Genomic DNA, 25121 nt, shown 5'->3' with positions numbered 1-25121 from the left:
GCTTTATACCAATATCAACGGCAATTGTCACGAAGATTGCGCAAACGTTTGCGTTGAGTTTGTTTTGGTAAATAAAAAGTATTGGCGGATAAAAAATCAGCTCGCGACTATGCGCGAGCTGAGTATTACATTCTGGCCAACAAGATTTGAGCTTGTTCAACCATCTTCTTACGTCCGAAAATGAGGTGGCGTCGTTTGCCCCCTACTTGACGCCATAGAACGGCGCTTCGGATTCCAGACAGCAGCAAAGCTCTTACTTTGTGTTGGTTTGTTGTATGTTGAAGCACTTCCGGCGTACCTGTGACTTGGATTCTTGGCCCGATAGGGCTAATTACGTCTAGGTACACACTCGCAAGATTGCTAACCATCTGTTCGTCTAGCAAATCAAAATGCTCAAGTTGGCGCTCTAACATTTGGACACGATCACCAAGTTGAGACATAGCGTCGTTTCTGCTGCTTAGTTTGCGCTCAAGCGCCATCAAGCTGATGATGTAGCGAGTAATCTCACTTCCTGTCGGAGTGCTGTCAATGCCTTTCACTAAACACTCAAGACCAATTTTCAGGTCGGCCTCACGTCCAAATACGTTTAGTGTACTGTTCGGGTTTGTGTTGAGTATGGCATTCAAAGAAGTTGTAAGCGCGTCAGTATCACATTCACCGTTCTTCGCTACTTGTTGAACTAAAGCAACAGCTTGGCAGATCCCTGCAAAAGCGATAGTACGATCATAAAGTGTATTAGCCACGTAGTCTTACTCCTTATTTTAATTAGTTAAATGCGCTGTTCTATAATGCCGCCACCTAAGCAAACTTCGCCTAGGTAGAAAACTGCAGATTGCCCTGGTGTTACAGCGACTTGAGGTTCATCAAAGATAACTTTAATGTTTTCATCGTCAATAGGGATGATAGTACACGGGATATCTGTTTGACGGTAGCGAGTTTTCACAGTGCATTGTAATGGTTGATTAATAACGTCGCGATCTACCCAGTGTAACTGAGAAGCGATAAGCCCTTGAGATTTAAGCATTGGGTGATCTTTGCCTTGTACTGCGATAAGTACGTTGCGTTTGAGATCTTTGTCACCAACGAACCATGGGTCTTCATTACCACCACCGCCTTTTTGGCCACCAATGTGCAAGCCCTTTCGCTGACCTAGGGTGTGGTACATCAAGCCATTGTGTTTACCAATGACTTTACCTTCTGGGGTCTCAATATTACCTGGTTGAGCAGGTAGGTAGCGCCCTAGGAAGTCAGTGAACTTACGTTCGCCAATGAAACAAATTCCGGTAGAGTCTTTTTTCTTGGCAGTGATTAAGCCCTGTTCTTCAGCGATTCGACGAACTTCTGGCTTTTCCAGCTCACCTACTGGGAATAAGCTGCGTGCAACTTGCTCGTGGCTCAATGTGTATAGGAAGTAACTTTGATCTTTATTACCATCTAAACCACGAAGCATCTGCGGTTTATCGCCATTTTCTGGGAAAGAGCGGCGTACGTAATGGCCCATAGCAATGTAGTCGGCATCGAGTACTTCGTCGGCAAACTCTAAAAACGCTTTGAATTTGATTTCTTTGTTGCACAGAATATCAGGGTTTGGCGTACGGCCAGCTTTGTATTCAGCTAAGAAATACTCAAATACGTTATCCCAATACTCTGCAGCAAAGTTGATGGTGTGCAGGTGAATGCCTAGTTTGTCGCACACAGCCTGTGCATCTGCTAAATCTTCCGCTGCAGTACAATACTCTTCGTTGTCGTCTTCTTCCCAATTCTTCATGAACAGGCCTTCAACTTGGTAGCCCTGTTGTTGCAGAAGATAAGCGGAAACGGAGGAATCAACACCGCCGGACATACCGACAATGACTTTTTTCTGGCTGTTGTCAGACATTACTAAACACCACTCAAAATAACTGGACGCAGATTCTAACAGAAATAGCGAGTAGGGGACAGATCCGCGATCTAAATCACAATTCGATTTGACTACAAATTACCCACTTAAGTGGCGGTGGTTGGACAGTGTCTTAACGCGCCGCTCTTACTATTTCTTCAGATGTATTCCATGCGTATATATGGCATAGTTTCGCGAAAACAAGCCTAAGAGAAAATTATGTCTGAACAAAATGAATTTATGCAGGAAGCCGAGTTGATTGAAGTGGTTGAGAATCAATTGGAAGATGGTAACCCGATCAAAGCGAAAGAAACTTTAATGCGTTTGATGATGACAGGAACCCCACGCGACGAAGCGGTTGCGATGATGGCGTGTGCCGTTGCGATTGAGATTTTCGATGTAATGAAAAACGACTCTGAATTTAATTTAAAACGTTATTCTGAGCACTTAGATATGCTACCAGATTTGAGTTTTATGGAAGGGGAATAGAACTCAGCCGTTAATTGAATGTTGCAAACGTTTGCTATAATTCACTGTATTGCCGCGCACACAAGTGCGCGGTAGAATCCCGCATCCTTCACTTCCATACTTAGAATCATTGCTATGAAATTTCCAGGCCAACGTAAATCTAAGCACTACTTTCCAGTACACGCTCGTGACCCTTTAGTGAGCCAGGCTCAAGAAAGTAAAAAAATGTCCAGCACGCATATTATCGGTATTGATCAAACTCTGGTTGATATTGAAGCAAAAGTGACGACTGATTTAATTGAGAAATATAATCTAAGTAAAGGTCATTCGTTGGTTATTGATGATGAAGCGGCAGAGTCTCTCTATAACGAACTCAAAGACCAAAAACTTATTACCAATGAATTTGCGGGTGGCACGATTGGCAATACTTTGCACAACTACTCTGTGCTTGCCGATGATCGTTCGACGCTTTTAGGAGTGATGAGCCAAGATATTAAGATTGGCAGCTACGGTTACCGTTATTTATGTAATACATCGAGCCGAATGGATTTGAATTATCTACAGGGTGTTGAAGGAGCAATTGGCCGTTGTTTTGCCTTGATTACCGAAGATGGAGAAAGAACTTTCGCGATCAGTGAAGGCCAAATGAATAAACTTCATCCAGAAAGTATTCCAGAGAAAATCTTTAAAAATGCTTCTGCGTTAGTATTAACAGCATATTTAGTTCGTTGTAAAGAAGGCGACCCAATGCCTGAAGCGACGATGAAAGCAATAGAATATGCAAAACAAAATGACGTGCCTGTTGTACTTACATTAGGAACGAAATTCGTAATTCAAGATGATCCGACGTTCTGGCAAGAGTTTTTACGCGACCATGTCACTGTGGTAGCTATGAATGAAGACGAAGCTGAAGCGTTAACTGGGGAATCCGATCCTCTAGCTGCATCGGATAAAGCGTTAGAATGGGTTGACTTGGTATTGTGTACCGCAGGTCCTGTTGGACTGTTCATGGCTGGCTATACTGAAGATGCCGCAAAAAGGGAAACTTCGTTACCTCTCTTACCGGGCTCTATTGCTGAATTTAACCGTTTTGAGTTCAGTCGTCCGGCGTCAAAGTCTGCATGTGAACAACCAATCAAGGTATATTCACATATTGCACCTTATATGGGCGGCCCAGAAAAAATAAAGAATACCAACGGTGCTGGTGATGCTGCATTGTCAGCTCTTTTGCATGATATGGCAGCAAATAAATACCATAAAGAGAATGTACCGAATTCGAGCAAACACGCTCATACATTCTTAACTTACTCTTCATTCTCACAAGTTTGTAAGTATTCAAATAGAGCCAGTTACGAAGTATTAGTTCAACACTCTCCGCGTTTGTCTCGAGGTTTACCTGAACGAGAAGATAGCCTAGAAGAGTCATATTGGGAACGCTAAGCTCCTCATGTAATAAGTGGACAACATGACTAATTAGTAATAATAAAAAAGGCTCCCGAAAGGAGCCTTTTTTATTTAACGAATTCGCTATTAAATCGCAAAATCTTCTAGAGATTTACCTGCGTCAAGCTGCGCTTGGATAGCTGAAGGTGTACGACCTTGGCCTGTCCAGGTTTTTTCGTTACCTTCGCCATCTACATATTTGTATTTAGCCGGGCGAGGAGCACGTTTTGTTTTTGTGCCTTTCGCTTTTGTTTCACCAGAAAGTGCTGAAATAAGTGCTTCTACATCAATACCATCTTTAGCGATTTGATCAGCAATTGCCGCCAGCTTCGCTTCTTGCTCTGCTTTCGCTGCGCGCTCTTCTGCTTCAGCTTCTTGGCGTTCTTGAACAACGATGGTTAGTTTGTCTAATGCTTCTTCTAGTTGCTCTAAAGTTAATTCACGAGCAAAAGCACGTAGGCTACGAATGTTTAATAAAGTTTTAGATAGATCCGACATGACTATTCCTATGAATTTAAAAGAGTCGACCGAATAATATTAAACTGCGACTACTAAGAATACAATATTATTTCGCTCGAATAGTTTTTAATATTTGGGTTAAATTAAACTTGCTTCATATTTAATCGAATAAGTAACCAGATATGAGTGAATTTTATCGAAGCTACCCATACACGACTAAAGTGTCTCTCTAGCTATTAATCCTAGTTATGATATTTGTAGCATTAGATTTCCTACAAGAGTAGATGTGCCAGAATTGGCCAAAAATAAAATATCACTAAAAATGGAATGATATGTTGCATTGGTGACCTGTGTAAGTACAATGGCGTCACCTTATGCGTATGTGCAGTTAATTAATTGTTAAATTGACTTTTCAATAGTTGATTGTATGTTGCGCGGTAGAGGAGCGATACAAATCAGTAGCAGCAGTTGGGGTGATGCCTATGAATTGTTGTGAAAGGGTGCTATCGCCGAAGTAGATTGGTATATCAACGCCACCTGCTGGGGTTGTATCAAATAGGTACAACACTGCCATAGTCTATAATTTGTTAAACTATGGAGCGCTACTGTAGGGTTGGGTGAAGTGTTCGCTTCCCTTTCGCTAAGTTCAACATTAATTGCGTTAAAATGACTTCACGTAATTTGTCTGCAGTAGATCTCTAGCCATTACTTACTGGTTTTTGAAGATCATGAATTTAATTGATTTCGCATCATCTCCGCTGTCGCTATTGCCGCCAATTGTCGCGCTTAGCTTAGCAATCATTACTCGTCGTGTTTTAGTATCTCTTGGGGTTGGTATTCTCCTGGGGGCAGTTTTGCTTGCCGATTACTCTATCGGTAATGCACTAGGTTATGTTGGGACAACTGTTTCAAGCGTCTTTATTGAAGACGGTGGTATTAATACTTGGAACATGAGCATTGTAGGTTTTCTTATTTTATTAGGAATGACGACTGCATTACTGACATTGTCTGGTGGTACTCGCGCGTTTGCTGAATGGGCTCAATCTCGTGTGAAAAGTAAACGCGGCTCGAAGTTACTCGCAGCGTTCCTTGGGGTTTTCATCTTTGTTGATGATTACTTCAACAGTCTAGCGGTAGGCGCTATCTCGCGTCCGGTAACTGATCGATTCTATGTTTCTCGCGCTAAACTAGCTTACATCCTAGACTCAACGGCGGCGCCGATGTGTGTGATTATGCCGGCTTCTAGTTGGGGTGCTTACATCATTACTATTATCGGCGGTATTTTGGTCTCTCACGGCATTACAGAGTATTCAGCTCTTGGTGCTTATGTTCGACTCATACCAATGAACTTCTACGCTGTATTTGCTCTCCTAATGGTATTTGCAGTGGCATGGTTCGGTTTAGATATTGGTAAAATGCGTGATCATGAAATTGCAGCTTCCCAAGGCCGTGGTTTCGATAAAGATAAAGAGAACGACACACAGGAAGCTCATGACTTAAACGAAGAGTTGGATATTCGTGAAAGTGAGAAAGGCAATGTGCTTGATTTAGTACTTCCTATCGTAACGCTTATCGTAGCAACAGTAGCAGCCATGCTCTACACCGGTGGACAAGCACTGGCAGCCGATGGTAAAGAATTTGCGTTGCTTGGTGCATTCGAAAACACCGATGTAGGCATGTCTCTTATCTATGGTAGTTTGCTTGGCCTAGCGGTTGCACTGTTTACTGTACTTAAGCAGGGTATTCCAATGGTGGAAATTACCCGTACGCTTTGGATTGGTGCAAAATCAATGTTTGGTGCAATTCTGATCCTAGTATTTGCTTGGACAATTGGCTCAGTCATTGGTGACATGAAGACGGGTTCTTACTTGTCTACCTTAGCTCAAGGCAACATTGACGTTCATTGGCTACCAGTCATCTTATTCTTGTTGTCGGGCCTAATGGCTTTCTCAACCGGTACGTCATGGGGTACGTTTGGTATCATGTTACCAATCGCTGGTGATATGGCTGGTGCAACTGATGTAGCGCTGATGCTACCTATGTTGAGTGCTGTACTGGCAGGCGCTGTATTTGGTGACCACTGCTCACCAATTTCTGATACAACGATTCTTTCATCTACAGGGGCACGTTGTAACCATATTGACCACGTTGCGACTCAGCTCCCATATGCACTTTCTGTAGCGTTAGTCTCTTGTATTGGCTTTATTGTTCTTGGCATGACTACCTCTATTGCTATGTCTTTTGCTGCCGCTGCTGCAACATTTGTATTGGTTTGTTTTGTACTTTCGATTATGTCGAAATCAAAAATGGCAAATTGCCAGAGCGCTTAAGCGCAGGAAATAAAACTGTCATAAAGGAGGCTTCGGCCTCCTTTTTTGTTTCAAACAAATAAAATTAAAAAAGTGCTAATTAAAGGTTGCAAATAAAATCAAGCTTAGTTAGTGTGGATATCAAGACAGCAACATAACTAAGAGCTGATAAGTATGCGCAATTTTGTAATGAACATTCATCACCATCATCACCCTATCTAGTCTTTCGGGGAGATACGCGCATACCCGGGAGGCAGAAAACTCCCGGAGATAAAATCATAGAAAACAAGATTTTAAACCCTCGGGAGACCAAAAGCTCCTGAGGGTTTTTTAGTTTTTGATTCAGTAAAATTTAATAAATTCAACTTCTTGCACAGGGATACAGCAATGCAATCACAACGCCTAAGAATCGCAATCCAAAAGAAAGGTCGCTTGAGTAAAGAGTGCCAAGACCTACTCAAAAAATGTGGTGTTAAATTTAACATCATGGGTGAGCGCCTAGTGGTTCACTCACTAAATATGCCAATTGATTTATTGCTTGTTCGTGATGATGACATTCCAGGCCTCATCATGGACGGAGTCGTTGATTTGGGCTTTATTGGCGAAAATGAGCTTGAAGAAGTTCGTTATGACCGTAAAGCACTAGGTGAGCCTTATGAATTTGTTTCACTTCGTCGCTTAGATTTTGGTGGTTGCCGTTTGTCCATCGCCATTGACAAAGATGAAGAGTATAACGGCCCGCAAGATTTGGCCGGAAAGCGTATCGCAACGACTTACCCTCAATTGCTTAAAGCTTACATGGATGAGCAGGGCGTACCGTTTAGCACTTGTATGCTGACAGGCTCTGTAGAAGTGGCTCCAAGAGCGGGCCTAGCTGATGCGATTGCAGACCTTGTTTCGACAGGTGCGACTTTAGAAGCAAATGGGCTGAAAGAAGCCGAAGTTATTTTCCAGTCTAAGGCGACCTTGATTCAACGTGTTGGCGAGTTTGATGAAGACAAACTTGCGTTAATTGAAAAGTTACTTACTCGTATGCAAGGCGTTCAGCAAGCGAAAGAGTCGAAGTACATCATGTTGCACGCTCCTGTTGCCAAGCTTGAACAAGTGAAGGCGTTATTGCCAGGAGCAGAAGATCCAACCGTTTTGCCTCTTTCTTCTGATAAGGAGAAAGTAGCCGTACATCTTGTTAGTACAGAAAACTTGTTCTGGGAAACGATGGAACAGCTGAAAGAGTTGGGTGCAAGCTCAATTCTAGTACTTCCAATTGAGAAAATGATGGGGTAACAACATGAGAACGGTTGTATGGCAGTCATTAAGTGAATCTCAGCAAGACTCTGTACTGGAGCGACCTGCGATCAGTGAAGGCGCAAACATTACAGCGGCAGTGTCCGATGTTATAGCCAAGGTACGTAGCGAAGGTGATAAGGCATTAACAGAGCTGACAGAAAAGTTTGATCGCGTTAAACCTGAATCTATTCGTGTCTCTGCACAAGAAATCGATGAGGCTGCTGGGCGTCTATCAGAAAAGATGAAAAACGCACTTGAGCAAGCGTACTCTAACATCGCCAAATTTCACAAGGCTCAGCGCCCTGAGCCTCTCAGAGTAGAAACTCAACCTGGTGTTGTTTGTGAGCAAGTTACGCGTCCAATTAATACCGTGGGTTTGTATATTCCAGGTGGCAGTGCACCCCTGCCATCAACGGTACTGATGTTAGGTGTGCCGGCTCAGATTGCAGGTTGCCGAAAAGTTGTATTGTGTTCACCACCGCCTATCGCCGACGAAATTCTTTACGTCGCTAAGCTTTGTAATATCGATGAAGTGTACAATGTTGGTGGTGGCCAGGCTGTGGCAGCAATGGCTTACGGAACTGAAACTGTATCGAAAGTCGATAAGATCTTTGGCCCAGGTAATGCGTATGTGACCGAAGCTAAGCGCCAAGTGAGCAATGATTTCCGAGGTGCAGCGATTGACATGCCTGCTGGCCCATCAGAAGTGTTAGTGATTGCCGATGATACCGCCGATCCGGATTTCATTGCTGCCGACCTTCTAAGTCAAGCAGAGCACGGCCCTGATTCTCAAGTTGTTTTGGTGACTCCATCTCCAGTGATTGCCGATCAAGTGACAGACGCGGTACAACGTCAGCTAAAAGAACTGTCGCGTGCCGATATTGCGGAAAAAGCATTGGCATCTAGTTTAATCATTATTGCGGAATCACTGACTCAGTCAGTTTCAATCTCAAATTACTACGGTCCAGAGCACTTAATTGTTCAGACTAAAAACCCTCGAGAGCTTTTGCCATTACTGGATAATGCAGGTTCCATCTTCCTAGGTGACTGGTCCCCGGAATCAGCAGGAGACTATGCGTCGGGTACTAACCACGTTCTTCCTACATACGGATACACGCGTACATACTCAAGCTTAGGGCTAGCGGACTTTTCTAAACGTATGACGGTTCAAGAACTGTCTGCTGAAGGTCTCAAAGGTTTAGCTCCAACGGTTGTGACGATGGCTGAAGCTGAAGGCCTAGATGCTCACAAACGTGCCGTGACTATTCGTACAGAAAAGTTAAGCCGTGTCGAAAAACTGGCTGCGAAGTAAGAGGACAATGAGATGGAAAAGCTAGCGCGTAAACAAGTCCAAAAACTTACCCCATATTTGTCAGCTCGTCGTATCGGTGGTACTGGTGATGTATGGCTGAATGCTAATGAATCACCATTCAACAATGAATATAAGACCGATTTTGCTAGGCTTAATCGTTACAGCGAATGCCAGCCTAAAGAACTGATTTCAGCCTATGCTGCCTACGCTGGTGTTAAGCCAGAACAAACGCTGACCTCTCGTGGTGCCGATGAAGGTATAGAGCTTTTGATTCGTGCATTCTGTGAGCCAGGTGAAGATGCGATTTTATATTGTCCACCAACCTACGGTATGTACGCTATCAGTTCAGAAACAATTGGTGTCGAGCGTAAAACCGTCCCGTTAACCTCGAACTGGCAGCTTGATCTTGCTGGCATTGAAGCCAACCTAGATGACGTCAAATTGGTTTTTGTGTGTTCGCCAAACAACCCAACAGGTAACTTGGTTAAGCGTGAAGATATTGTTTCGTTACTTGAGATGACCAAAGACCGCGCTATCGTGGTGATGGATGAAGCGTACATCGATTTTTGTCCTGAAGCGTCAACAGTAGACTTGCTTGAACAGTTCCCAAATTTAGCGATTTTGCGCACTCTGTCGAAAGCTTTTGCTCTTGCGGGGTTACGTTGTGGTTTTACGCTTGCGAACGAAGAACTGATTAATGTACTTCTTAAGGTTATTGCACCATACCCAGTACCCGTTCCGGTTGCCGAAATTGCAACTCAAGCATTATCTGAGTCAGGGTTGGCACGAGCCAAGTTTCAAGTGCTTGATTTAAATGCAAACCGTGCCTATTTGCAGGTGGGTTTGTCGATGATTCCAGGTTTGGAAGTGTTCGAGGGGTGGGGCAACTACCTATTGGTGAAGTTCCCTGATGGCGACGATCTTTTTAAAGCTGCATGGGATACCGGCATTATTTTGCGTAACTCGCCTATTGAAAACTGCGTACGTATCAGTGTAGGTAACCGCGACGAGTGTGAAAAAACGCTCGGATTTATAAGAAACTACTACTCATAAGTAGAGATAAAATTATTTGTTTTCGCTAACAAGCGGAAGCGCCAAAGATTAGTAATAAGGAAGTTCGAGTGAGCAAACAACAAAAAATCCTTTTTATCGACCGTGATGGCACTTTAATCGTTGAGCCACCGGTTGATTTTCAAGTAGACCGTCTAGATAAACTAAAGCTAGAGCCGTTCGTTATCCCAAGCCTGTTGTCGTTACAGGAAGCAGGTTACCGTCTAGTGATGGTAACGAACCAAGATGGTTTAGGTACCGACAGCTACCCACAAGCAGATTTTGATGCGCCACACGATATGATGATGGAGATCTTTGAATCTCAAGGTGTGAAGTTCGATGACGTACTGATCTGCCCTCACTTTGAAGAAGATAATTGCACATGCCGTAAGCCTAAGTTAGGCATGGTGAAAGAGTACCTTCAAGGTGGAAAAGTGGATTTCCAAAACTCAGTTGTGATTGGCGATCGTCAAACGGATCTTCAACTTGCGGAAAACATGGCGATTCGTGGCATTCAATACAATCCAGAAACCATGGGCTGGAAGCAGATCCTTAAAGATTTAACAGTAAAAGCTCGCGTCGCGGAAGTAGTTCGTACTACGAAAGAAACGGATATTAAAGTCTTGGTAAATCTTGATGACCAAGGCGGTAATGATATTTCTACAGGCCTAGGCTTCTTTGACCACATGCTGGATCAAATCGCAACGCACGGTGGATTTAAGATGGTGTGTAAGGTGGAGGGCGATCTACACATTGACGATCATCACTCAGTAGAAGACACCGCTCTTGCTTTAGGGCAAGCATTGAAAGAAGCGTTAGGTGATAAGCGTGGTATTGGCCGATTTGGCTTTAGCCTGCCAATGGATGAATGTTTGGCACAATGTGCACTAGACCTGTCTGGTCGTCCTTACCTTAAGTTTGACGCGCAGTTCAGCCGTGAACAAGTCGGTGATCTTTCAACAGAGATGGTGGTTCACTTCTTCCGTTCTTTGACTGACACCCTAGCGTGTACGCTGCACCTTTCTTCAGCTGGTGATAACGATCACCACATCATTGAAAGCTTGTTCAAAGCGTTTGGACGTACTTTGCGTCAAGCAATCAAAGTAGAAGGCACTGAGCTGCCAAGTAGTAAAGGCGTACTTTAAGGCTAACGTTAGCAAGGAGAAAAACAGTGACAGAACAGAAAGTTGTCATTATCGATACTGGCTGTGCCAACGTCTCTTCGGTGAAGTTTGCTATTGAACGCCTAGGCTATGACGTAACAATTTCAAAAGATCCGCAAGTTGTATTGTCGGCAGACAAGCTATTCCTACCGGGTGTGGGAACCGCCAGCGAAGCGATGAAAAACCTTGAAGAGCGTGACCTTATCAGCTTGGTAAAGCAGGTAGAAAAGCCGCTGCTAGGTATCTGTTTGGGCATGCAACTGTTGGGCAAAGTGTCTCAAGAGAAAGGGCAGAAAGCAGATGAGTTGGTTGAGTGTCTTGGACTTTGTGATGGCGAAGTGAAGTTGTTACAAACCGGCGATTTACCGCTGCCGCATATGGGGTGGAACACGGTGTCTGCAAAATCAGGTAACCCATTGTTCAAAGGCATTGAAGAGGGGGAGTATTTCTACTTCGTCCACAGCTTTGCGATGCCAGTAGGTGACTACACCATTGCCCAATGTGAATATGGCAACCCGTTCACAGCAGCAGTACAAAGCGGTAACTACTACGGCGTGCAATTCCACCCTGAGCGTTCTTCAAAAGCAGGCGCGAAACTTATTCAAAACTTCTTAGAATTATAAAAGGGATTTAGTGTGATTATTCCAGCTCTTGATTTAATTGAAGGACAGGTGGTTCGCCTTTATCAAGGTGATTACGGCCAAGTAACCGAGTATAAAGTCGATCCAGCAGAGCAGTTCAACTTGTATCACCAGGCTGGTGCTAACTGGCTGCACTTGGTGGATTTAACCGGCGCGAAAGACACAACAGCACGCCAGCTTGATTTGATTGCAAAGCTATTAGCAAGTACGCCAGCGAACATCCAAATCGGCGGTGGTGTGCGTACAGAGCAAGATGTCATTGATCTACTCGAAGCAGGTGCTCAACGTGTTGTAGTTGGTTCTACAGCAGTAAAAAAGCCAGAGCTTGTGAAAGGTTGGATGGAAAAGTATGGCGCGGAGAAAATCGTTCTCGCGTTAGACATTAACATCGACCAAGACGGCACACGTAAAGTAGCGATCTCTGGTTGGCAAGAAGATTCAGGGGTGACTATCGAAGCTCTGATTAACGATTACCTAACAGTAGGTCTACAACACGTGCTTTGCACGGACATTTCTCGTGACGGTACGCTAGAAGGCTCAAATGTTGAACTTTATGTCGACTTATGTAAACAGTACCCACAAGTGCAGTTCCAATCTTCAGGCGGTATCGGTTCGCTAGCCGATATCGAAGCACTTAAAGGTAGCGGTGTGGCTGGTGTGATTGTCGGTCGTGCGCTGTTAGATGGTAAGTTCACCGCAGAGGAGGCGTTTGCATGTTGGCAAAGCGAATAATTCCATGTCTTGATGTTCGTGATGGACAAGTGGTCAAGGGCGTTCAGTTCCGCAACCACGAAATCATTGGTGACATCGTTCCTTTGGCACAGCGTTATGCAGAAGAAGGCGCTGATGAGCTTGTGTTCTACGATATTACCGCTTCAAGTGACGGTCGTGTCGTTGACAAAAGCTGGGTCGCTCGCGTTGCGGAAGTAATTGATATTCCTTTCTGTGTCGCTGGTGGCATTAAATCAGCCGAAGACGCAGCACGCATTCTTGAGTTTGGCGCGGACAAAGTCTCGATCAACTCACCTGCGTTGGCGAACCCGCAGTTGATTACCGATCTTGCCGATAAGTTTGGCGTTCAATGTATCGTTGTTGGTATCGATTCATACTACGACAAAGAGACCGGCAAGTATCAGGTCTACCAGTTTACTGGTGATGAAGAACGTACCAAAGCAACCCAATGGGAAACGCGTGATTGGGTGCAAGAAGTGCAAAAGCGTGGCGCTGGTGAAATAGTATTGAACATGATGAACCAAGACGGCGTGCGTAACGGCTACGATATTGAACAACTTAATATGGTGCGTGAAGTGTGTAACGTACCATTGATTGCATCGGGTGGGGCGGGTGCCATGGAGCACTTCGCAGAAGCCTACCAAAAAGCAAATGTGGATGGTGCGCTTGCCGCATCGGTATTCCATAAACAAGTCATCAATATTGGTGAACTAAAGCAGTATTTGAAACAAGAAGGTATTGAGGTGCGACTATGAGTTTAAACACCACCGAAGTGAGTTCTCTAGCTGAGCGCATCAACTGGGAAAAGGTGGATGGTCTGGTACCTGCCATCGTACAAGATTTCCAATCAAGCCAAGTGCTGATGATGGGTTACATGAACCAAGATGCGTTGACAAAAACGGGTGAAACGGGGCAAGTGACGTTTTTCTCTCGTACCAAGGAGCGCCTTTGGACCAAGGGGGAGACCTCCGGTAATGTATTGCAGCTAGTGAATATTTCACTTGATTGTGACAATGACACATTGTTAGTTAAGGTGAATCCTATTGGCCCTACTTGTCACACAGGAACCACAACTTGTTGGGATGGTGACCCACAAGAGGAGTCTCAAATGGTGTGGCTTCATCAACTTGAGCAGCTATTGGCTGCCCGCAAGAGTGCCGACCCAGATTCCTCTTATACTGCCAGTCTTTATGCCCGTGGCACCAAGCGTATTTCGCAGAAAGTGGGCGAAGAAGGCGTTGAAGTCGCGCTTGCGGCGACGTCGGGCGATAAGGCGGAGCTAGTGTGTGAATCGGCAGATTTGATTTACCACCTAATGGTTCTACTTCAGGACCAAGGTCTGTCAATGAATGATGTTGTGAACAAACTTAAAGAGCGCCACAAGTAACTAGAGCGAGTATGTATGCTGATGCTTGCGTTGCTCTAAAAGTTAGATGGTTATGAAGTAAAAGCCTCTACGTTCGTAGAGGCTTTTTAGGTCTAATTTAGAGCTTAATTTCCTTCCATTCGCCCGGCTGCAGATCGGCTAGCGTAATGTCTCCCATTGAGTAACGTACCAGCCTTAGGGTAGGGAAGCCTATATGGGCTGTCATCCTACGTACTTGACGATTTCTTCCTTCGATAATTGTAATTGCAAGCCATGTCGTGGGTATATTAGCGCGAAATCTGACAGGTGGTGTTCTGGGCCAGATATCAGGTTCATCCATCTTTTCTACTTTGGCTGGTAGTGTCATGCCGTCTTTTAGCTCGACACCTTTGCGTAGTTTTTCTAAATCGGCTTCTTGAGGGGCGCCATCGACTTGGACCCAATAGGTTTTAGGAGACTTCGATTTTGGTTGAGTCAATCGAGCTTGCAAAATGCCGTCATTGGTTAACACCATAAGCCCTTCGCTATCCCTATCTAGACGGCCTGCTGGATAGACATCTTTTACAGGGATGTAGTCAGCGAGAGTTTGTCTACCTTCTCCATCGGTAAATTGGCTTAGTGTGTCGAATGGCTTATTAAAAACAATGACTTTCCGTTCTTCGGCAGAAACGCGTTTAGGCTCCGCCTTAGATTTGCGCTTAAACTGAGCGCGATTGTTTTTAGAAAGGCTGTCTTGTGAACGGTTTTTCCAAGATGCTGACGGTTTGTTTTGTTTAAATTTTGGCTTATTTGCCTGATTGGCTTTTCCATTAGAGTCACGACTGGAGCGTGATGACATGTTAACTACCTTGCAAAAATGTAAATGAACTGTGTTTGAAAGTTTTAAGAATTTCCAATTTGAGCTATCATTTGCGCGCCCAAAAACAGATTAATGCACAAGATAATAGACTATTATCTTCGTTTTGTTTAATTATAAGTAACTACACTCACGGACTCAGGTTTTCGATGCTCAACGCAAAGCCGAGTATTTTTAAAAGAGTGACAATATCGCGACCAAACGTTTTGGGGATGCAGTACCAGTTTGGAAGCGTACATTCACACAGCACTATTCATCCAATAGAGGCTGTTAGAACAATAGGGAAATTTCATGCCTACAGAAAAACCTACAATCATCTATACGATTACTGACGAAGCACCAGCACTAGCAACTTACTCGCTATTACCGATTATTCAATCATTTACAGCTTCTTCAGGTATTGACGTTGATACACGTGATATCTCTTTAGCAGGGCGTATTATTGCAAACTTCCCTGAGCACTTGAAAGAAGAGCAGCGTATTGGTGATGCACTGGCAGAATTAGGTGAGCTGGCGAAAACGCCAGAAGCAAACATCATTAAACTACCAAATATTTCAGCATCTATCCCGCAGCTAAAAGCGGCAATCAAAGAGCTACAAGACAAAGGTTTCGCTCTTCCTAACTATCCTGAAGAGCCTAGCACTTACGAGCAAGAAGCAATCAAAGCGACTTACGACAAGATCAAAGGTAGTGCGGTAAACCCAGTACTACGTGAAGGTAACTCAGACCGTCGTGCCCCGCTTTCTGTAAAGAACTATGCAAAGAAAAATCCTCATTCAATGGGCGCTTGGTCAGCAGATTCTAAGTCTCATGTATCAAGCATGTCAGGCCAAGATTTCTTCGGCAGCGAAAAATCGACGACAGTAGAAAAAGCAACTGACGTGAAGATTGAATTTGTTGCACAAGACGGTTCTGTGAAAGAACTGAAAAAAGCGTTCCCTCTACAAGACAATGAAATTATCGATTGTTCTGTGATGAACAAGGCTGCACTGGTTGCATTCTTTGAAAAAGAAATCGCAGACGCGAAAGAAAAAGACGTGCTGCTTTCTCTGCACATGAAAGCAACCATGATGAAAGTCTCTGACCCTGTGATCTTCGGTCACGCGGTTAAGGTTTACTACAAAGATGTGTTTGCGAAATACGGCGAGTTGTTTGACAAGCTTGGTGTTGATGTTAACAACGGTATTGGTGACGTTTACGCGAAGATCCAATCACTGCCTGCAGCTCAAAAAGAAGAGATCGAAGCTGCACTTCAAGCGGTATACCAAACTCAGCCACCTCTTGCGATGGTTGATTCTGATCGTGGTATCACTAACCTACACGTACCTAGTGACATTATCGTAGATGCTTCAATGCCAGCAATGCTGCGCTCTTCTGGCCAAATGTGGGGACCAGATGGTAAGCAGAAAGATACCAAAGCGATGATTCCTGATCGTAGCTACGCGGGTATCTACCAAGCAGTTATCGATTTCTGTAAAGAGAACGGCGCATTCAACCCAACGACTATGGGTAGCGTGCCAAACGTAGGCTTAATGGCTCAAAAAGCGGAAGAGTACGGTTCTCACGATAAGACATTCATTCTCGATGCAGCAGGTACAGTACGTGTTGTGGATGCATCTGGTGCCGTTCTACTGGAGCAATCAGTAGAGGAAGGCGATATCTTCCGTATGTGCCAAGTGAAAGACGCGCCAATCCAAGATTGGGTTAAGCTGGCGGTAACTCGCGCACGTGCAACAGGTGTTCCAGCCGTGTTCTGGTTGGACGAAAATCGTGCACACGATGCAGAGCTTATCAAGAAAGTAAACGCGTACCTACCACAGCACGATACTGATGGTTTGGAAATCAAGATCCTTGCTCCATTAGAAGCGTGTCAGTTCTCGCTAGTTCGTATTAAAGAAGGTCTAGATACGATCTCTGTAACGGGTAACGTTCTACGTGACTACCTAACAGACTTGTTCCCAATCCTTGAGTTAGGTACATCAGCGAAGATGCTTTCTATCGTTCCGCTAATGAACGGTGGTGGTTTATTCGAAACTGGTGCTGGCGGTTCAGCGCCTAAACACGTTCAACAAGTAGAGAAAGAAAACCACTTGCGTTGGGACTCTCTAGGTGAATTCCTAGCACTAGCGGCTTCTCTAGAGCACCTAAGTGTAGTGACAGGCAACAAGAAGGCACAAGTACTTGCTGACGCTCTAGATAAAGCAACAGGCCAGTTCCTAGATAACAACAAGTCGCCTTCACGTAAAGTGGGTGAGTTGGATAACCGTGGTAGCCACTTCTACCTTGCGACATACTGGGCTCAAGCACTAGCCGAGCAAACTGCAGATGCAGAATTGGCGGCAGAGTTTGCTTCAGTAGCGAAATCACTAGCAGACAATGAAGAAACAATTGTTGCTGAGTTGAACGGTGCTCAAGGCGTTGCAGGCGAGCTTGGTGGCTATTATGCTCCAGTAGATGCTCTAGCATCTGAATTGATGCGTCCTAGCTCTACGCTAAACAGCATTATTAATGGTTAATCCCGTTAAAGAATATAAAGCCCGCTTAACAGCGGGCTTTTTTTGATCTTGCCTGAGGAGTCAGTTAAGCACAACGCGCTACTAATAGATGACTAGCCGGACTTGATTCGAGTAGATCAACCCACTTAGAGTCGGCGCTTCCTAACCAATCAAACACATCTTCTTCTTGCACCAACAGCGGCATTCGATGGTGGTATTGGCGATATCGTTCATTCGCTTGTGTGGTGAGGGTGACGAGATGCTTACCGAGAGCGATACCAGCCATCAATGTCAGGTGAGAGTCGTCGACGCGAAACAAATATTTTTCTTTGTGGTTTTTTTCGCCGGTCCACTCGTACCAACCGGAGCAGGGGATGATGACACGATTCTGGTGTATAGCCGGTTTAAACGTTGGCTTGATAGCCGCAGTTTCGGCCTGCGCGTTAATAATGAGCCTTTGCGCCCAGTGAGGTTTTATGCCCCATGATAGCGTCCGTTGCGTGATACGGCCTTGAGCGGTCGCTAAGACGGAGACTGAATCAGTGGGGCAAAGGTTGCTGTTAGATTTGGTGGTGAACCTGATGCCGGCGATTTGACTCACTAGACGAGTCAGCGGGTCATCAATGATGTTTAGTCTGCCACACATAAGTGACGAACACCTATTTAAACAAGTCCTAAGCTAAGAATAGTGCGAGACTAGAAAGTCACAAGATGGCCAATGAGTTGCCAGATGAAAATAGAGACTAAAAACCCGCCATAGGGCGGGTTATCTTGCGCTGTAAAACAGCTTATAACTAAGACAGCAGTTACTTTGCAGCTTGAGTCTCAAGTGGCTCGACAGAACTTGCATGGTAACCTTTAGGCCCTTGCTCTACTTCATAGGAGACTTGCTGACCTGCTTTCAGAGTGCGGTATCCGTCCATCTTGATTGTGGAGTAGTGTGCAAAAATATCGCCATCTTCGCCTTCCGGGCAGATAAAACCAAACCCTTTGGCATTGTTAAACCATTTTACTGTACCTGTAGCCATGCTATACATCCCTCATGCATTTTGTTACTGATGTTGTTACTACGGCCGAATCAACCCCTGACTCGACGTTGTATGAGTGAATATCAATTCAGCGGATGCCAAATTTTTAGTCACTAATTGACCAATGTAGTCAATGATTGAACACAGTCAATAGGCAAAAGGTCTAAAACTCGACATATTTGCAAGTAAATCACTTTTAAGATTTACATTTGTGTAATGAATGCAACTGTCAATATGAAGATTTTTTCGTCACTAAGATTGCTTTCTGGTGTCTTTTTAATCAATTAGATAAGTCAAGCCGAATGATAGAAATGTTTTATTTGCAGCGACTCAAATGCTGCATTAGTCTCTAAGTAAGAGATGTTTTTAGACTCGATGATTTTTCTCTTCGACTTTATGAGAAAAATCGAAAACTTTCACAACACAAGATGGTAAAATTGAGTACAGAAACACTCGAATATTGATTTAGTCATGAGTAAAAATTTTGAATGGGTGACTCCAGACTCAGATTTACTGGAGAGAGAGAAAACAGGGATAAAGCCACCTGCGATGTATAACGTTGTGCTTAATAATGACGACTACACGCCGATGGACTTTGTTATCGAAATCCTTGAGCGGTTTTTCTCGAAGGACATTGATCAAGCAACGCAGATCATGCTCAAGGTGCATTACGAAGGGAAAGCAATTTGTGGCACTTACACCGCCGAAGTTGCTGAGACAAAAGTGGCCCAAGTCACTATGTACTCAAGGGAAAATGAGCATCCATTGCTGTGTACAAAGGAGCAAGCGTAAATAATCACTTGCTCGAGCAACAGAGTTGTTCCTAAAGGAGGTACTTATGCTTAATAAAGAATTAGAGTCGAGTCTGAACGGTGCATTTGCTCGTGCCAGAGACAAACGACATGAGTTTATGACTGTCGAGCACCTCCTATTGGCATTATTAGAAAACGATGCCGCTAAGGAAGCATTATTGGCTTGCAAGGCAGATCTAGACGCACTTCGCCAAGAACTCGATGTATTCATCGATCAAACCACACCTCTAATACCAGAAAACGATGAAACTCGAGAAACCCAACCGACTTTGAGTTTTCAACGTGTTCTTCAACGCGCCGTATTCCATGTTCAGTCTTCAGGGCGTAATGAAGTAACGGGTGCTAATGTACTTGTCGCAATTTTTAGCGAGCAAGAATCACACGCAGCGTACCTGCTTAAAAAGAATGACATTAGCCGCTTAGATATTGTTAACTTTATTTCTCATGGCATTACCAAATCTTCTGACTCTAGCGATGATTCATCTTCAGAATCATTCAACAATGACAGCGTAGAAGAAGTAAATTCGGAAGAGCGCTTGGAGAGTTTCGCAACCAACCTCAATAACGTGGCTAAACAGGGGAATATCGACCCACTCATTGGTCGTGATAAAGAGCTAGAGCGCACTATTCAAGTCTTATGTCGTCGCCGTAAGAACAACCCTCTACTGGTTGGTGAGGCGGGCGTGGGTAAAACCGCGATTGCTGAAGGCTTGGCCTGGAGAATTGTCGAAGGCCAGGTACCTGAAGTTATCCAAAATAGCGTTATTTATTCATTGGATATTGGTTCGCTATTAGCGGGTACCAAATATCGCGGTGATTTTGAAAAACGATTTAAAGCAATTCTTAAGCAACTTGAGAAAGAAGAAGATGCGATTTTGTTCATCGATGAAATCCACACCATTATTGGTGCAGGCGCGGCCTCTGGTGGTCAAGTCGATGCAGCAAACCTTATCAAGCCACTGTTGAGTAGCGGTAAGCTTCGTTGTATTGGTTCTACAACCTATCAAGAATACAGCAATATTTTTGAGAAAGAGCGCGCGCTGTCTCGCCGCTTCCAGAAGATTGATATTGTTGAGCCGTCTCTTGATGACACGACTAAGATTTTGATTGGTCTTAAGCCTAAATATGAAGCACACCACGAGGTGCGTTATACCAACAAAGCACTGCGTGCAGCAGTCGAACTCTCAGCGAAATACATCAATGAGCGTCACCTGCCGGATAAAGCAATCGACGTTATCGATGAAGCTGGCGCGCGTAGCCGCTTAGCGCCTGCGAGCCGCCGTAAGAAAACTGTTAGCGTGGCCGATATCGAAGCTATGGTTGCGAAGATGGCACGTATCCCAGAGAAATCAGTCTCTTCTTCAGATAAAGACATTCTGCAAAATCTCGATGACAAGATGAAGATGCTGGTGTTCGGGCAAGATCCGGCTATCGATGTTCTCAGTGAGGCAATTAAGCTGACTCGTGCTGGCCTTGGTGCAGACAACAAGCCTGTTGGTTCTTTCCTATTTGCTGGTCCTACAGGGGTTGGTAAAACAGAGGTGACGGTTCAACTTTCAAAACTTCTTGGTATCGAGCTGTTGCGCTTTGATATGTCAGAGTATGGCGAACGCCATTCAGTGAGCCGTTTGATTGGTGCTCCTCCTGGCTACGTAGGTTATGACCAAGGTGGTCTACTGACTGATGCAGTTATCAAACACCCACACTCTGTTGTGCTGTTGGATGAGATCGAGAAAGCGCACCCAGATATCTTTAACTTGCTACTGCAGGTGATGGATAATGGTACTTTGACTGATAATAACGGTCGTAAAGCTGATTTCCGTAACGTCATCTTAGTGATGACTACCAACGCTGGTGTACAGGAGACAGTGAAGAAGTCGATTGGCCTGATTCAACAAGATCACAGCCACGATGCAATGTCAGTTATCAAGAAGGTGTTCACACCAGAATTTAGAAACCGTCTGGATAACATCATCTGGTTTAACAGTTTAGATGAAGATGTCATCCATCAAGTGGTTGATAAGTTCATTGTAGAGCTACAAGTTCAGCTTGATGCGCGAGGAGTATCGTTGGAAGTATCTGAAGATGCAAGACACTGGCTTGCTAAGAAAGGTTACGATAAGGCGATGGGCGCTCGCCCAATGAGCCGAGTGATTCAAGAGCAGCTTAAGAAGCCTTTGGCTAACGAGTTACTGTTTGGTTCATTGGTCGATGGTGGTACTGTGAAAGTGTCACTTAAGAAAGATGAACTTAAGTTCAAATATCTTGGCGCAAAAGAAGAAGTTCTTCACTAGAATGCCAACAGACCCTAATCAAAAGGTCAGAGTTTTACTCTGGCCTTTTTGTTTAGTTGATGATTTACGACTTAACAAACACTTCTCTCAGTTTTTCGTACGCATGCTGCGCTTCTGGTGAAGTGGGTTGTTCGATTTGAAATCCGAGTGCTGGGTAATTGAGAATACGTTCGTAGTCTGATAGCAGAGCTTCCACGACAAGATCAAGTGTCATGTGCTCGTTCAAGTAATCAAAGAATGGCTGGTAAGGAGAGGTGACGTATACCGCTTGAACTTCATCTGGCCACTGCTTCATGAAGGTCGCATAGGTACGTCTTTCCATAAACGGCTTTTGTACCAAGATAATACGTTCCGGGCTGATCGCTTTTTCTTGCAATAGCTTATGAGTGAATAGAACGTTTTCTCCGGTATTGGTTGCAAGGCTCTCAATGATAATGTCTTCAGCAGGAACACCGCAGTCTCTAGCGATAGCAGCAAAGGTTTCAGCTTCACTTTTATCAAACAATCCATTGGTGAACCGGCCTTCACCACCAGAAAAGACGATTTTAGGCGCCAAACCTTTCAAATAAAGGCTGGCTGCATGCTCTGCAACCCTTATGTCGTTACTGCACAGTACAAAGATAATGTCTGACTGTTCTAGTGAATGCTCCATTAACATGTACTGCCAAAGTGATTCGATGTGTTGATATAGATGTTTAGCCATTGATATCGTCCAGCGCTGAAGGAAGGTTGTCGAAAGTAAATTGGTAGCCTAGTGCGATGAGTTTATTGCACAAAATACGTTTGTCAGGAATATCGACAATTGGTGGGAGCACGATGTCGTCGAGTTTTGCTTTTTCTATCGCAAGTGGGTAGAACTCTGATTTGCTGAGACAATTTGGTGTAGTGGCGTTTAGTATCGTATTACTGGCGTTTTCAATTGCGAATGTTGCGATATCGACAGCATCTTGCAGGTGTAACATATTGGCCGGCGCAGAACGACTAATCTGCTTTAGCTTGCTAGCAAAGCGAGCAGGATTACGGTTTGGTCCAATGAGGCCTGAGCAGCGTAGAATGACATAGTCTAACCCTGAGTCGATGAGTAGTTGTTCGGCTTGTAGCATGGTACGAGCATTGTCACTGAAGTGGTCGTACTGTTCAGCTAAAGCTAAGGACGCAGCGTCTTCTGACATATCCTCGGCTAGATTAGGGTATACCGTGGTTGAGCTAATCATAATGAGCTTTTTGGCGTTACTTTTGCGCACCTGTGCAATAAGGTTGCGCCATGAATCGATATAGCCTGTAGAGTTACCCTTGCGAAAACCGGGAGGAAAACTACCCACTACAATCTCGCTTTGCTGAGAAAGCAGGATTGAGGACAGCCCATTGCTTGCCGGTTCATTTAAGTTGGATACAAATGCGTGTAAGCCTTTCGAACTCAATTCGTTCTTGCCTTCCTCAGTTGTTCGACTGGCATACACAGTATGGCCTTTAAGCGCTAGGTTTTCGCACAGCGGCAATCCTAGCCAGCCTGCACCAACGACAGTAATCGTACTCATAGTCTAAATCTCATTTAATAAATTACGCAGTAGCTGACGTGCTTTCTTATGCATGGGGTCGTGGCTCCATGTTTGATGCTGTATTACATCCACGTTGGCTACCCAACCAAGCTGCTCGAAGTCTACAGGGACACGTACTAACTCACCTGAATGTAACGCATTTTCCGCTAAGTGCGAAGGTAGAAGTGACCAACCAAAGCCACGAATCGTAAACTCGAGCAACATATAGTAGTTATCCGCGTACCAGACATCAGGGCTAAATGCTTGATGGAAGAATGAGGTGGTTTGGTTCTTTGAGCGGATGATAAGTTGCCTGAACAAACGTAACTCATCAATATTGGCCTGAGTACGCTTTGTACAGGGGTGATTAGGGCTTGCGTACACATCGAAGTGAACAGTACCGATGCTTTCAAAGTCGAGTGATGAGGGGAGTGATAGTTCACTGAAAACGAGCCCAGTGGTCGCTCTTCCTGACTCAACCAGATCAATCACATCCGTACTTGAAGCGCTGAGGCATTCTAAGTCTATATTAGGGTAGTCTTGTTCCAACTGCTGTATGAGTAGCGAAATCTGTTTCAAAGGAATACCTTCGTCGATTCCTAGAACTAACCGGTTATCGGGCTCGTTAAACAGGTTTTTTGCGGTGTTCTTCAGCCTTTGATGTTGAAGTAACGTCGCACGTGCATAGGGGAGAAGTTTGTGTCCATCACTTGTCAGCTTAGGGTATCGACCTTCGCGGTCAAACAGGGCGACATTGGTATCGATTTCTAAGTTGATAATGTGCTGGCTTACGGCTGATTGAACTTTGCCAAGTTTACGTGCCGCACCAGAGAACGAGCCGCTTTCTACGGTCGCGATAAATGCTTCGAGCTGTTCGATGCTAAACATATCGTTTTTACTGATGGGATCTAATTATTAACTATCTCTACTATAGATGATAATCCCACCAAAGCAAAAACAAGAGCGAGCAATTTGATGACAACGAATGAAAGAGTATTCCACGCGATTACGTTTGAAATGGTGGCTTTGGCGATAATTGTGCCAGTCACTTCTTTGCTTACGGGTAAAAGTGGTAATGAACTGTTGGTTGTTGGGATTTGCCTAAGCATCTTCACGGTGGTGTGGAACTATGTCTATAACATTGGCTTCGATAAGCTTTTTGGTGACAACCGAAGTGACCGGTCGCTGAAGTTACGCTTAGCCCATACTGCTGGGTTTGAAGGAGGGCTGATATTTGTCACTGTGCCTGCGATTGCATGGTTTCTCAATATCAGTTGGTTAGGGGCTTTAGCGGTTGAAGCTGGGTTCTTGGTCTTCTTCTTTTTCTACGCAACGGGTTTCAACTGGGTTTACGACAAGTACCAGCCTTATAAGCGCCTATTTGGGCATAAGCGAAGTATCGCTGAATAAGACAAAGGGCTAGATTATTTTAATCTAGCCCTTTGTTGTGAGTAAGAATTAAGAACTCAAAACTCGTAGGATCTTGTCGGCATGTTCAGCAACTTCAATGCCTTCGTCGGTTAGGTAGCCTCCATCAGGCAAGGTACATAACCCCTTTTCATATAGTCGGCTCACGGCTGACTGCATTTCTTCTGAGGCGTCGTGATGAACTTTAATACCGGTAGCAGCACTACTTAAATCGAATTGCAGCAGAAGATTGAGTTCGGAGATATGCTCTGGAGAATATTTCATTCTATCGTCCTTATTTATAAGCGATTACAGACACATTAAGCCTGGTTACTGAGCTCTGCAAATACCTAAAGAAAGAAGTGTTACCTATACCCAAATTGGTGGAGAATTAATCGTTGTTCCCCATTAATTTAGCGTACCAGTCACTCTAATACCAAAATTATCTAATAGTTTGCGTAGTTATAATAGTTACTTCTATAGAAATTGGTGGGTGATGGTTTTTTAGTAAATGTCTTTTTAATACAAAGCTTTATGTGATAGATATTCACGTGCGATTAGGCCGTGAGGGTGTTGAATGT

General features: G+C 44.3%; 25 protein-coding genes, 1 riboswitch and 1 other annotated feature. Of the genes, 15 read left to right on the top strand and 10 right to left on the bottom strand.

Features of this window, described 5'->3' with window-relative positions; translation table 11 throughout:
* Positions 1-125: 125 nt before the first annotated feature.
* Both hflD and mnmA read right to left on the bottom strand, forming a co-directional pair.
* Positions 126-743: a high frequency lysogenization protein HflD gene (hflD, locus tag J4N42_RS08950; RefSeq protein ID WP_252027535.1), complete on the bottom strand. Its 618-nt coding sequence runs from the start codon at positions 741-743 to the stop codon at positions 126-128.
* Between the two features lie 26 nt (positions 744-769).
* Positions 770-1879 (bottom strand): tRNA 2-thiouridine(34) synthase MnmA, encoded by a 1110-nt coding sequence (gene mnmA, locus J4N42_RS08945; protein WP_252027534.1) that lies wholly within the window; start codon positions 1877-1879, stop codon positions 770-772.
* Positions 1880-2098: 219 nt separating this feature from the next.
* Between mnmA and J4N42_RS08940 the strand changes: the two genes are divergently transcribed.
* Both J4N42_RS08940 and J4N42_RS08935 read left to right on the top strand, forming a co-directional pair.
* Positions 2099-2368, top strand: coding sequence for a hypothetical protein (locus J4N42_RS08940; RefSeq protein ID WP_252027533.1), 270 nt, complete (start codon positions 2099-2101; stop codon positions 2366-2368).
* Between the two features lie 114 nt (positions 2369-2482).
* The gene (locus J4N42_RS08935; RefSeq protein ID WP_252027532.1) at positions 2483-3787 is read left to right on the top strand and encodes an inosine/guanosine kinase; all 1305 of its coding nucleotides are present in this window, start codon (positions 2483-2485) and stop codon (positions 3785-3787) included.
* A gap of 90 nt (positions 3788-3877) precedes the next feature.
* Here J4N42_RS08935 and J4N42_RS08930 read toward each other — a convergent pair whose 3' ends face one another.
* Positions 3878-4288: an H-NS family histone-like protein gene (locus J4N42_RS08930; RefSeq protein WP_252027531.1), complete on the bottom strand. Its 411-nt coding sequence runs from the start codon at positions 4286-4288 to the stop codon at positions 3878-3880.
* A gap of 391 nt (positions 4289-4679) precedes the next feature.
* Positions 4680-4862, top strand: a riboswitch (Lysine riboswitch).
* Positions 4863-4977: 115 nt separating this feature from the next.
* On the opposite strand from J4N42_RS08930, the gene tet(35) reads away from it, so the two are divergent.
* The 9 genes from tet(35) to hisIE all read left to right on the top strand — a co-directional run bounded on the left by tet(35) (position 4978) and on the right by hisIE (position 14130).
* Positions 4978-6579: a tetracycline efflux Na+/H+ antiporter family transporter Tet(35) gene (gene tet(35) / locus J4N42_RS08925; RefSeq protein WP_252027530.1), complete on the top strand. Its 1602-nt coding sequence runs from the start codon at positions 4978-4980 to the stop codon at positions 6577-6579.
* A 176-nt stretch (positions 6580-6755) separates the two neighbouring features.
* Positions 6756-6893 (top strand) — a sequence feature (His leader region).
* Positions 6894-6945: 52 nt separating this feature from the next.
* Positions 6946-7842, top strand: coding sequence for an ATP phosphoribosyltransferase (hisG, locus tag J4N42_RS08920; protein WP_252027529.1), 897 nt, complete (start codon positions 6946-6948; stop codon positions 7840-7842).
* 4 nt (positions 7843-7846) lie between these two features.
* On the top strand, positions 7847-9157 hold the full coding sequence (hisD, locus tag J4N42_RS08915; RefSeq protein WP_252027528.1) for a histidinol dehydrogenase: 1311 nt from the start codon (positions 7847-7849) through the stop codon (positions 9155-9157).
* 12 nt (positions 9158-9169) lie between these two features.
* Positions 9170-10210 carry a histidinol-phosphate transaminase gene (hisC, locus tag J4N42_RS08910; RefSeq protein WP_252027527.1) on the top strand — a complete coding sequence of 347 codons (1041 nt, stop codon included), beginning with the start codon at positions 9170-9172 and terminating at the stop codon, positions 10208-10210.
* A 68-nt stretch (positions 10211-10278) separates the two neighbouring features.
* Positions 10279-11352 (top strand): bifunctional histidinol-phosphatase/imidazoleglycerol-phosphate dehydratase HisB, encoded by a 1074-nt coding sequence (gene hisB, locus J4N42_RS08905; protein ID WP_252027526.1) that lies wholly within the window; start codon positions 10279-10281, stop codon positions 11350-11352.
* Between the two features lie 26 nt (positions 11353-11378).
* Complete coding sequence (gene hisH, locus J4N42_RS08900) at positions 11379-11993, top strand: imidazole glycerol phosphate synthase subunit HisH (RefSeq protein ID WP_252027525.1); 615 nt, start codon at positions 11379-11381, stop codon at positions 11991-11993.
* A gap of 12 nt (positions 11994-12005) precedes the next feature.
* Positions 12006-12743 carry a 1-(5-phosphoribosyl)-5-[(5-phosphoribosylamino)methylideneamino]imidazole-4-carboxamide isomerase gene (gene hisA, locus J4N42_RS08895; protein ID WP_252027524.1) on the top strand — a complete coding sequence of 246 codons (738 nt, stop codon included), beginning with the start codon at positions 12006-12008 and terminating at the stop codon, positions 12741-12743.
* The gene (gene hisF / locus J4N42_RS08890) at positions 12725-13498 is read left to right on the top strand and encodes an imidazole glycerol phosphate synthase subunit HisF (protein ID WP_252027523.1); all 774 of its coding nucleotides are present in this window, start codon (positions 12725-12727) and stop codon (positions 13496-13498) included. Before hisA ends, hisF begins: the two co-directional genes overlap by 19 nt.
* Positions 13495-14130, top strand: coding sequence for a bifunctional phosphoribosyl-AMP cyclohydrolase/phosphoribosyl-ATP diphosphatase HisIE (hisIE, locus tag J4N42_RS08885; protein ID WP_252027522.1), 636 nt, complete (start codon positions 13495-13497; stop codon positions 14128-14130). Before hisF ends, hisIE begins: the two co-directional genes overlap by 4 nt.
* 97 nt (positions 14131-14227) lie before the next feature.
* Here the strand turns inward: hisIE and J4N42_RS08880 are convergent, their stop codons facing one another.
* The gene (locus J4N42_RS08880) at positions 14228-14947 is read right to left on the bottom strand and encodes an rRNA large subunit pseudouridine synthase E (RefSeq protein ID WP_252027521.1); all 720 of its coding nucleotides are present in this window, start codon (positions 14945-14947) and stop codon (positions 14228-14230) included.
* A gap of 309 nt (positions 14948-15256) precedes the next feature.
* Between J4N42_RS08880 and J4N42_RS08875 the strand changes: the two genes are divergently transcribed.
* Entirely contained in the window at positions 15257-17482 is a 2226-nt protein-coding gene (locus J4N42_RS08875) for an NADP-dependent isocitrate dehydrogenase (protein WP_252027520.1), read from the top strand.
* A gap of 64 nt (positions 17483-17546) precedes the next feature.
* Here the strand turns inward: J4N42_RS08875 and J4N42_RS08870 are convergent, their stop codons facing one another.
* Both J4N42_RS08870 and cspD read right to left on the bottom strand, forming a co-directional pair.
* Positions 17547-18107, bottom strand: coding sequence for an SOS response-associated peptidase (locus J4N42_RS08870; protein ID WP_252027519.1), 561 nt, complete (start codon positions 18105-18107; stop codon positions 17547-17549).
* A 160-nt stretch (positions 18108-18267) separates the two neighbouring features.
* Complete coding sequence (gene cspD / locus J4N42_RS08865; RefSeq protein WP_252027518.1) at positions 18268-18489, bottom strand: cold shock domain-containing protein CspD; 222 nt, start codon at positions 18487-18489, stop codon at positions 18268-18270.
* Between the two features lie 471 nt (positions 18490-18960).
* Between cspD and clpS the strand changes: the two genes are divergently transcribed.
* Together clpS and clpA are read left to right on the top strand one after the other, a co-directional pair.
* A complete protein-coding gene (gene clpS / locus J4N42_RS08860) occupies positions 18961-19281 on the top strand; it encodes an ATP-dependent Clp protease adapter ClpS (RefSeq protein ID WP_252027517.1) in 321 nt (106 codons plus the stop codon).
* 46 nt (positions 19282-19327) lie between these two features.
* On the top strand, positions 19328-21595 hold the full coding sequence (clpA, locus tag J4N42_RS08855) for an ATP-dependent Clp protease ATP-binding subunit ClpA (RefSeq protein WP_252027516.1): 2268 nt from the start codon (positions 19328-19330) through the stop codon (positions 21593-21595).
* 64 nt (positions 21596-21659) lie between these two features.
* Here clpA and J4N42_RS08850 read toward each other — a convergent pair whose 3' ends face one another.
* The 3 genes from J4N42_RS08850 to J4N42_RS08840 are packed head-to-tail and all read right to left on the bottom strand — an operon-like array spanning position 21660 to position 24021.
* A complete protein-coding gene (locus tag J4N42_RS08850) occupies positions 21660-22298 on the bottom strand; it encodes a YdcF family protein (RefSeq protein ID WP_252027515.1) in 639 nt (212 codons plus the stop codon).
* Positions 22291-23133: an NAD(P)H-binding protein gene (locus tag J4N42_RS08845; protein WP_252027514.1), complete on the bottom strand. Its 843-nt coding sequence runs from the start codon at positions 23131-23133 to the stop codon at positions 22291-22293. Before J4N42_RS08845 ends, J4N42_RS08850 begins: the two co-directional genes overlap by 8 nt.
* A 3-nt stretch (positions 23134-23136) precedes the next feature.
* Positions 23137-24021, bottom strand: coding sequence for a LysR family transcriptional regulator (locus tag J4N42_RS08840; protein WP_252027513.1), 885 nt, complete (start codon positions 24019-24021; stop codon positions 23137-23139).
* Between the two features lie 87 nt (positions 24022-24108).
* Between J4N42_RS08840 and J4N42_RS08835 the strand changes: the two genes are divergently transcribed.
* Positions 24109-24543, top strand: a complete 435-nt coding sequence (locus J4N42_RS08835; RefSeq protein ID WP_252027512.1) for a PACE efflux transporter — start codon at positions 24109-24111, stop codon at positions 24541-24543.
* Between the two features lie 48 nt (positions 24544-24591).
* Here J4N42_RS08835 and J4N42_RS08830 read toward each other — a convergent pair whose 3' ends face one another.
* Complete coding sequence (locus tag J4N42_RS08830) at positions 24592-24825, bottom strand: TIGR02647 family protein (RefSeq protein ID WP_252027511.1); 234 nt, start codon at positions 24823-24825, stop codon at positions 24592-24594.
* Positions 24826-25121: the final 296 nt, after the last annotated feature.

Origin of the sequence: Vibrio sp. SCSIO 43135, from assembly GCF_023716665.1 — a bacterium.
GTDB classification, from domain to species: domain Bacteria; phylum Pseudomonadota; class Gammaproteobacteria; order Enterobacterales; family Vibrionaceae; genus Vibrio; species Vibrio paucivorans.
Note: the sequence above shows the minus strand (reverse complement) of the source record. Positions and strands in the feature narration are given on the sequence as shown.